At 63.4% G+C, this 7,629-nt stretch carries 2 protein-coding genes; both read left to right on the forward strand.

Features of this window, described 5'->3' with window-relative positions; genetic code table 11:
• Positions 1-33: 33 nt before the first annotated feature.
• Positions 34-3,366, forward strand: a complete 3,333-nt coding sequence (gene fabD / locus E4O97_RS13650) for an ACP S-malonyltransferase (RefSeq protein ID WP_248132130.1) — start codon at positions 34-36, stop codon at positions 3,364-3,366.
• The coding region (locus E4O97_RS13655) for an SDR family NAD(P)-dependent oxidoreductase (RefSeq protein ID WP_248161523.1) at positions 3,363-7,629 on the forward strand (4,267 nt) is incomplete at its 3' end. The genes fabD and E4O97_RS13655, both read left to right, overlap by 4 nt.

Genomic DNA, 7,629 nt, shown 5'->3' on the forward strand with positions numbered 1-7,629 from the left:
CCCGGGTTTGAGCAGTTCATAGGAGAAACCAGCGTGTCCATTGTTTTCATGTTTTCAGGACAGGGGTCGCAATACCGTCACATGGGGCGGGCGTTGTATGAGCGGCACGCCGGGTTTGGCCGGCACATGCGCGCGCTGGATGAGGTCGTGCGACAAACCGGCGGGTATTCGGTGCTGGATGGGTTGTATGGCGACCAGCCCCAGGCAGCGGCGCTGGACGACATTCTGGTGACGCACCCGGCCATCTTCATGGTCGAGTATGCGTTGGCGCAGTCGCTGATCGAGCACGGTGTATACCCCGACCATGTACTCGGCTCCAGCCTGGGAGAAGTGGCTGCGGCGGCTGTGAGTGGTGCGCTTGACGCCGAGCAGGCGTTGGGCTTTGTGGTTCGTCAGGCTCGATTATTCCATGAGCATTGCCCGGCGGGAGGGATGACCGCCGTACTGGCCGATATCGCCGTGTTCGAGCAATTGCAGGCCGACGGCATCGAGGTTGAGCTGGCGGCGATCAACTATCCGCAACATCTGGTCATCAGCGGGACAGTCTCTGCATTGGCGGCGGCGCAAATGCAGTTGGCGCGGCGCAACGTGGTGTTTCAGAGGCTTGATGTGAACCGCCCATTTCATTCTTCGCACATGGATCCATTGCGCGACGCATTCATTCAAACCAGCCAGGCATTGCAACTGCGCACACCGCGGATGGGCTATGTCTCGTCAACCCTTGGCGGCCCCGTCAGCCAGTTCGCCCCCGAGCACCTGTGGCATGTGGTGCGCTCGACACTGCAGTTGGCCCCCGCCATTGAATACCTTGAAGGCCTGGGCCCCCATGAATACCTCGACGCCGGCCCGTCCGGGTCGATGGCCAATTTCGCCAAACGCTGTCGCAGTGCCCACTCGGCATCCACCGACAGCCTCATTCTGAGTCCCTTCGATACCTCGGCACGCTCCTTCGAGCGGCGCATCACTTCTTCGGCACAGCGCGTTGTCAGCGCGGAGATCATGGCTATGAAACAAAGCAAAACGGTGTACATGTTTCCCGGGCAAGGCTCGCAGTTTCGCGGAATGGGTGAGGGCTTGTTCGAACGCTTTGCCGAACTGACGGCCTGTGCCGATCGCGTGCTGGGCTACTCGATCCGTGAGCTGTGCGAAAACGATCCGCGCAACGAACTTGGCCAGACCCGCTTCACCCAACCTGCCCTGTATGTGGTCAATGTACTGTCGTACCTGGCTCAGGCTGGCGATGCCGCGCCCCCCGACTATGTGCTCGGGCACAGCCTCGGCGAGTTCTGCGCTTTGTTTGCCGCCGGCGCCTATGACTTCGAAACCGGATTGCGCCTGGTCAAGCGGCGCGGCGAACTCATGTCCGAGGCCACCGGGGGCGGCATGTCGGCTGTGCTGAATCTGGATCTTGCGACGATCAAACAGGTGTTGCGCCAGGCTGGGAGTACACAGCTGGATTTCGCCAACTTCAATGCCCCGCAACAGACCGTATTGGCCGGACCGCTCGACGCACTGGAAAGCGTGCGTACGCAGATTGAAGACGCCTCGGGTATTTGTGTCGCGTTGAATGTCAGCGCGCCTTTCCACTCCCGCTACATGCGTGGCGCCCAAGAAGCGTTTGCGGCTGAGCTGGCCCGTGTGACCTTCAAGCCCCTGATGCTGCCGGTGATCGCCAATGTCGACGCACGCCCTTATGAGCAGGAAGCTATCGCCAGCCAGTTGGCGCGGCAAATGACGTCATCGGTGCAGTGGGTCGAAAGCATCGAGTATTTACTGCAGGCCGGCATCACCCAGTTCAAGGAGATCGGCCCCGGCAATGTATTGACCAATCTGCAAGCGAAAATCGAAAAAAACCGTTCGCCAGCCCAGCCAGTCGTGGCATCTGCCGTGGTTGCACCGCTGCCTTTGGCTGCGCGGCATGACGACGGCGTGCCGGGCCTGGCGCTGACAGCCGAGGGGTTGGGGAGCGCCGCATTCCGCCAGGCCTACAACCTGCGGTATGCCTATATGGCCGGTGGCATGTACAAGGGCATCGCGTCGGTGGAACTGGTGGTCAAGCTTGTCAACTCAGGGTATCTGGCGTTCTTCGGCGCGGGCGGCTTGAGTACCGCAGCGGTCGAACAGGCCATTGTCGAAATCGCTCAACGCACCCAACCGCGCGCTTTCGGCATGAACCTGGTCTGCAACCTGTCCAACCCCCACAAGGAAATCGAGCTGGTCGAGTTGTTCATGCGTAAAGGCGTTACGGTGATAGAAGCCGCGGCCTTCATGCAAATCACCCCGGCGCTGGCGCTGTACCGGTTGCGCGGCCTGATCAAGGTGGGTGACCGGATCGAGGCGCGCCACCGGATCGTCGCCAAAGTCTCGCGGCCGGAGGTGGCCCAGCAGTTTCTTGATCCGGCACCTGCGCGGGTGGTGGAAAAGCTGCTTGCGCAAGGGCTGGTGACGCCCGAGCAGGCGCAATGGGCGCAGTCGGTGCCGATGGCGGACGATCTGGTCGTAGAGGCCGATTCCGGTGGGCATACCGACATGGGCGTCACCGTGGTCTTGCTGCCGACGATCATCCGTTTGCGTGACAGCCTATGCCAGGCTGCCGGGTATACCGAACGGGTACGGGTGGGGGCCGCAGGCGGCATCGGCTCACCCGAGTCTGTGGCGGCGGCCTTCATGCTGGGGGCCGACTTTGTGGTGACCGGTTCGATCAACCAATGCACGCCCGAGGCCGGTACCAGCGATGTGGTGAAGACTCTGCTGCAGGACATCAACGTGCAGGACACCGATTACGCGCCTGCCGGTGACATGTTCGAACTGGGTGCCAGGGTACAGGTACTCAAGCGCGGGGTGTTTTTCCCGGCACGGGCCAACAAACTCTACGACCTGTGGCGTCGTTACGACTCACTGGACGAGCTGGATGAAAAGACCGCCCGGCAGATTCAGGACAGTTTCTTCAAGCGTAGCTTTGATGAAGTCTTCGAAGAAACGCGTGCCTACTACAGCAAGGTTGCGCCGCAGGAAATCGACAAGGCTCTTAGCAACCCCAAGCACAAAATGGCGCTGGTGTTCCGCTGGTATTTCATTCACAGCACACGCTTGGCCATGACTGGCAGCGAGGCGCAGCGCGTTGATTACCAGGTGCATTGCGGGCCCTCGATGGGCGCGTTTAACCAATGGGTCAAGGGTACCGACCTGGAGGACTGGCGCAACCGGCACGTCGACCTCGTGGCCGAGCGGCTGATGAACGCCGCCGCCGCTTATTTGAACACCCGCTTGCGCGCCATGCTGACGCCCGCAGCGCCGGCGCAGACGGAGGGGCGGCCCGCCTACGAGGGCGCCCCCTTACGCATCGCCGGGAGTGTGCGGACATGAAGAATCGACTGTCATCCTTGATTCGTCGTCTGGCCGGGCACACGCACACTGAGGGAGGCGTCGGCGATGCCGCGGAGGCCGGCAAGCATCGTCACCCCGGTGATATCGCGATCATCGGGATGGCCTGCCGGGTACCGGGCGCGGGCGACTACCAGCAGTTTTGGGAGAACCTGGCGAACGCGCGGGACAGCGTCACGGAGATTCCGGCGAGCCGTTGGGATTGGCGAGCATTCTGGGGCGACCCCACGAGTGAAGACGATAGAAGTCACGCACGTCATGCCGGGTGCATCGATGCGGTCGATGCGTTCGACGCACGCTTCTTCGGCATCGCGCCTGCCAGTGCGCGGATCATGGACCCCCAGCAACGCATCATGCTGGAGCTGAGCTGGGCCTGCCTTGAAGACGCAGGCGTGGTGCCGTCCGCGCTGGCCGGCTCGCGCACCGGGGTGTTCGTTGCCGCGTTCAATTATGACTACAAGCAACTGCTGGAAAGCGCCGGGTTGCCCATCGATGCCCATCACTCCACGGGCAACGCAGCGGCCGTGATTGCCAACCGTATTTCGCACTTCTACGACCTTCACGGCCCCAGCGTGCTGGTGGACACCGCCTGTTCCGGTTCGCTGAGTGCCATCCATCATGCCGTGCAGTCACTGCGCCTGGGTGAAACCGAGCTGGCCCTGGCTGGCGGGGTCAACCTGCTGCTGACACCAACCCGGCATATCGCGTTTGCGAAAACCGGCATGTTGTCCCCCACGGGGGCCTGCAAGAGTTTTGATGAAGCGGCGGACGGATATGTGCGCAGCGAGGGCGCCGGTTTGCTGCTGCTCAAGCCCCTGGCCAAGGCGCTGGCGGACGGTGATCCGATCCACGGCGTGATCAAGGGCAGCGCAGTCAATCACTGTGGCAAGACCCATACGCTGACCTACCCCAGCTCTGCGGCACAGGCGCAGGTGATAGAGCAGGCGCTTGGGGATGCGCACATTCCGGCGTCGAGTGTCAGTTATATCGAAGCCCATGGCACCGGCACCCCCAAGGGTGACCCTATCGAGATCCAAGGCCTGCGCCAGGCATTTTGCCCGCAGGCAAGCGAACCGCAGACCTGTGGGGTGGGCTCGGCCAAATCCAATATCGGCCATTTGGAGGCGGCGGCGGGCGTCGCGGGGGTGATCAAGGTCTTGCTCTCGTTCAAGGCCGGGCAACTGGCTCCCCTTTGCCATTTTTCTGCACTCAGTTCGCGGATCGACCTGCAAGGCAGTCCCTTCTACCCGGTGACCCGCCTGCAGCCTTGGGAACCAGCGTCAGGGGTACGCAGGGCAGGGGTCAGTTCCTTCGGATTCGGGGGGACCAACGGTCACCTTATCCTGGAACAACCGCCCGCGTGTGCCGAGGTCGACGTGGCGGCCCGTCCCGGCTGGCTCATCGCATTATCGGCCAAGACACCGGCCAGCTTGCGCCGCCAATGCAGCACGTTGCATGACTGGCTGCAGGGTGCCGGCGCATCTGCCAGCCTGGCGCAACTCAGCCAGGCATTGCTCACCGGCCGCGAACACCTGGCCTGCCGGCAGGCCTGGGTGGTCAGTGATCGCGACACGCTGACTGCTCAACTACTGGCTGCCTCGCAGGCCGAGGTCCAGGCACCTGAGATGGACGAGGAGGGCGCAGCGGTGCGCCAACTTGATGCCGCACGCCTGATCAAGGCACTGCCGACGCTGGCACACGAGCCGTCGGCCTACCTGGCCCACCTGCAAACGCTGGCCGAGCATTATTGCTGCGCGGTGCCGGTGAAGTTCAGCGTGCTGTTCAGTGACCAGGCGCGCCACCACCTGGGCCTGCCGAGTTACCCGTTCGCCCGTGACCGCTTCTGGTTGCCGACCGCGCCGACCGATCTGCTGGAGTACCGCCTGCAACGGCATGACCCGTCGATTGGTGACCATGTGATTGCCGACCAGCATCGGGTCGCCGGGGCTGTGACGCTGGCGGTCGCGGCTCGCGCCTGGGGGGCGCTGCCGGCGGGGGGCTGGTGCGCCAGCCAGGTGGCGTGGCTGCAGGCCCTGGACGTGCCGCTACAGGGTGCGCTGCTGCGTGTGAGCCTGCGACCAGCAAGCGCCGGGGCAACCGATTTCGAGGTGCGCCTCGAGGGCCTGGTGCATCCGTTGTGCAGCGGCACACTGGCGCCCGGCCAGACTGATGAGGTGCGGCGTGACGTGCACGCGTTGAGGCGGGCTCACCCTGACGCCTGGCTGACGCGGGAGGTGCTGTATGAGCAATTACGCAACGTCGGCATGGCATATGGGCCAACATACCGGGTGTTGCAGGACAGCCACCTGCAAGGTGATCAATCGTTGCTGGCGTTGGTCGTGGTGCCTGCGGGTGCGGCCGATGACCTGCCGTTTTCTCCCGCCGCTGTCGATGCGGCTTTTCAAGCAGCGGTGCTTTTGGCCATACGTCAATCCGGTGAGCAAGCCAGGCTGGGATTTTCGGTCGGCCAGTTGCAGCTGTCGGCTCCGTTGCCTGAGCGCTACTGGGTGCATGTCAGCGCTGCCACGACGGGCGCGCAGCAGTGCCGATTCAATATTGAATGGATCGCCGAGGACGGACGCGTTTGCGCCACGGCCAAAGATTTTGTACTCAAGGCCGCCCCAGTCCAACAAGAGCAATCGCCCAAGGCCAAGGTCCACAGCGTCGAATGGCGTGTGCTGCACCCTGTTGAAGAAGGGCATGCAGAGGCACAGCGCCGCACGTTGATTATCAGCGCCGACCCGGCACAGGCACAGGCCTGGTCAGCTGGCAGCACCCAGGCCAGCGTGCTGGCAGGTCAATCGGATTGGTCGGCAGAGCAATGGCGGGACGCGCTCGGCAATGCCGGCTCTTTCGAACGCCTGATCTGGCTGGCCCCGATCCCGAGCGGCGAAGCCTGGTCTGCACAGGCTGCCACTGCTGCGCAGGAACACGGGGTAATGGCGCTGTTCGCGCTGTGCCAGGGGCTGTTGATGCTGAAGGTGCGCGAGCACCCGCTGGAGTTGCTGGTGGTGACTCGCCAGGCACTGCAGGTGCTGCCGGGCGAGCGCCATGACCCCACGCATGCGCCCGTGCACGGTCTGGCGGGCACGCTGGCGAACGAGTGCCCAACGTGGCAGGTCCGCGTGGTGGACCTGCCCCTGGCGCCGATGGCGGCTTCACCGTCGCTTGCGCCACTGGCTGCCCTGCCGGTAGGCGCGAGCGGGGCGTGGCGCGAAGGTCAGTGGTATTGCCAGGTGCTGCGGGAGGTCAATTATTGCGCGGCGCCTCCGGTCTACCGAAAGGGTGGGTGCTACATCATCATCGGTGGTGCCGGCGGGATCGGTGTGGCCTGGACGCGACGCCTGATCGTCGATTACCAGGCTCAGGTGTACTGGATAGGCCGGCGACCTCTGGACGAAAACATCCGCGCCGACATCGAGCGTCTGGCGAGTGAAGGGCCGGCCCCGATTTACCTGCCTGCCGATGCGGGCGATCCGCAAGCGTTGCGCGAGGCTCTGGACTGGGTGCATGGCCAGCACGCCCAGGTGCATGGCGTGATCCATGCAGCCATGGTCATGCGGGGCAAGAGTGTTCAACGTATGAGCCGCGACGAGTTCAGCCAGGTGCTGGCGGCAAAGGTCGCTACCGGCGCGGCGCTGGAGCAGGCGCTGCAACGACCGCCCTTGGATTTCCTGGTGTTTTTCTCCTCGATCAATGCCTTCGAGCGATCGCCCAATCAGAGCAACTATGCAGCCGGGTGTTGTTTCATCGATGAACTGGGCGGCTATTTGGCGCAGCACTTGCCTTGTGCGGTCGCCGTTATCGACTGGGGTTACTGGGCGGACGCAGGCGCATTGGCCGGTTCGCCTGCGCTGCAAGTGCTACGTGAGAAAACAGGCGCCGGCTTGATCGGTTTGTCGGCGGCAATGGAGGTGGTTGACCTGGCGTTGTCCCGGCCATGGCTGCGCGTTGCAGGGACGGGGCGGGAGGCACGCACGCCGCTGGCATTGGAATGCCCGCGGCAACTGATCAGCGTGATGCCTTGCGAAACACAACGGATGGCAAACATGCTCGCGCTGTTTGCCATGGCCGTCGAAGGTCGTGGCTCGCTGCAATTGCGTGGCGGGCTAATGCTGGAGCCTTTGCAGACACTATTGTGCCAGGTGCTGTTGGTGCAATTGCAGGCAGCCGGGCTGTTCGACCAACCCACACCGCAGACCACCCAAGCCCTGTATCAACGCTTGCAGGAACGCTCCAGCGGGA

This window comes from Pseudomonas sp. W15Feb34 (assembly GCF_023127765.1).
Taxonomy (GTDB): domain Bacteria; phylum Pseudomonadota; class Gammaproteobacteria; order Pseudomonadales; family Pseudomonadaceae; genus Aquipseudomonas; species Aquipseudomonas synxantha_A.